The organism is Nitrospira sp. BLG_2 (genome assembly GCF_049222245.1).
In genome coordinates, this window is record NZ_JBLYIG010000518.1 from 1 (window position 1) to 2,197 (window position 2,197).

The 2,197-nt window shown below is 54.7% G+C and carries 2 protein-coding genes; both read right to left on the minus strand.

Features of this window, described 5'->3' with window-relative positions; genetic code table 11:
* Positions 1 to 347: 347 nt before the first annotated feature.
* Entirely contained in the window at positions 348 to 1,022 is a 675-nt protein-coding gene (gene purN / locus ACOSYY_RS13950; protein ID WP_421663125.1) for a phosphoribosylglycinamide formyltransferase, read from the minus strand.
* Entirely contained in the window at positions 1,012 to 2,049 is a 1,038-nt protein-coding gene (gene purM, locus ACOSYY_RS13955; RefSeq protein ID WP_421663126.1) for a phosphoribosylformylglycinamidine cyclo-ligase, read from the minus strand. The genes purN and purM overlap by 11 nt, the downstream gene beginning before the upstream one ends.
* Positions 2,050 to 2,197: the final 148 nt, after the last annotated feature.

Here is a 2,197-nt window from a genome sequence, read left to right on the forward strand (position 1 = left end):
AATGCACCGCTAACAATACAAGCGCTGTCTGCTCTCCTCTAAAGAGGACATGATGGCAAACTATCTTCCTAATCCGGAACCAGCAAAGCATCTCTTACCACTTATTCCTGAGAACAAGGCTCTCGCAAATGGTGCGGGCCAGATCCCCATTCTCCTAGTCGATTCCAAATCGCTTTTTTGCTGCACTATGCCGGTATACGGTAGTCTATATACCAAGACACCCTCCACTAGGCCGACTGCCCCCTAAGCCTGGGCCGATTCTCAAAATTGAGTTACACCGGAAATATGTTCGGAAGCGGAGAGTTTTAGGGTAGTCTTGAGCGTTACCCTATAAAAATACCGCTACTCTATGACGCGCTGATGATCGCCTCTCCGTCGGGCTTGGCTGCATCGATAAAGACGCGGCGGCCGTCGACCCGCAAACGGCCTTCGGCGAAGAGTTGCACGGCGCGGGGATAGATCTTGTGTTCTTGCACGAGGATTCTAGCGGCAAGGGTTTCTGGCGTATCGTTGTCTAGGACCGGCACGGCGGCTTGGATGATGATCGGTCCTTCGTCCACTCCTTCCGTCACGAAATGCACGGTGCAGCCTGCCAACTTGCAGCCCCAATCAATGGCCTTTTTCTGCACATCCAATCCAGGAAACGATGGCAGCAAAGAAGGATGAATATTCATCATCTTGTTGGCGTAGGCATTGACCAGCACTGCCGTGACGATCTTCATGTAACCGGCAAGCAAGACGAGTTCGACGTCATACTGTTGGAGTATGTCCAAGAGTGACCGGTCGTACGCTTCACGACTGTCCGGCCGTCCGGCAAAGGGCTTCGGATCGACGAACAGATCGTTGAGCCCATGCTTCCGAGCCCGCTCCAGTGCGACCGCATCTTTCTTATTGCTGATGACAGCCACAATCTGAGCTCGCGCCTGTCCCCTGCCGATCGAATCGATGATGGACTGTAGATTTGAGCCTCTACCGGATGCCAGCACCGCCACTCGCAATGGAGCCGTTCGGCTAATCGACATACTCGACCTCAGGTTCCTCCCCGGTGGACGAAATGATTTCCCCAATCTGCCAACCCCGGTCGCCCAGCGCTGTGGCGCGAGCCAGTACCCCCGATACTGAATCAGGCGGTACCACGAGAATCAACCCAATGCCCATGTTGAACACTCGGTACATTTCTTCACGATCGATTCGTCCTAAACGACTCATCACGTCAAAGATCGGCGGTACCGGCCAGGCTGGGCGACTGATCATCGCCCGCACGCCTTTTGGGAACACGCGTGGCAAATTCTCCGTTATGCCTCCTCCGGTAATGTGTGCGATGCCCTTGATTTGAAATTGATCGAGGAGCGCCAAAATCTGCTTCGCGTATATTCTCGTGGGTGTCAGGAGAACCTCGCCGATGGACCTATCAAGCTCAGAAAGACGGCTGGTAACCGTCAGCTTGGCTTGTTCAAACAGCACTCGCCGGGCCAGTGAGTAGCCGTTACTATGGAGGCCCGTAGAGGCCAGACCGATGACCGCATCCCCGGACACAATGTGCCGGCCATCGATCATCTTCGGACGATCGACGGCGCCGACGGCGAAACCGGCAAGGTCATATTCTCCATCACAATAGAATGCGGGCATCTCGGCGGTTTCACCTCCGATCAGTGCGCACCCGGCTTGACGGCAGCCTTCCGCTATACCGGCAACCACGTCATGCGCCTTCGACACGGATAACTTTCCGGTCGCGAAATAGTCCAAAAAAAACAGCGGTTCCGCTCCGCTCACCGCAATATCATTGACACACATCGCCACCAAATCGATGCCGACGGTGTCGTGCTTATCCATCATGAAGGCGATTTTCAATTTGGTTCCCACCCCGTCTGTTCCAGAGACGAGCACGGGTTCTTTGTATTTGCCGGCTTGGAAGCCGAAGAGGCCGCCAAAACCTCCTAAGTCGGTCAGGACCTCGGAACGAAACGTCGATCGAACGAGCGGCTTGATACGATCGACAAACTCATCGCCCGCATCGATATCGACTCCTGCATCGCGATAGGTCGTCATAGAAATAAGAGAGAAAAGCAAAGGTTTAGGTCTAGGTTGAGCGGAAAGCATGAGCAACCATGGTCGCTCAGTCTAAACCTTTACCCCAACCTGCTGTCGGCGGTCGGCATCTTAACGCGGGGTCCGGCGGAGGTCAACGCGCATATCG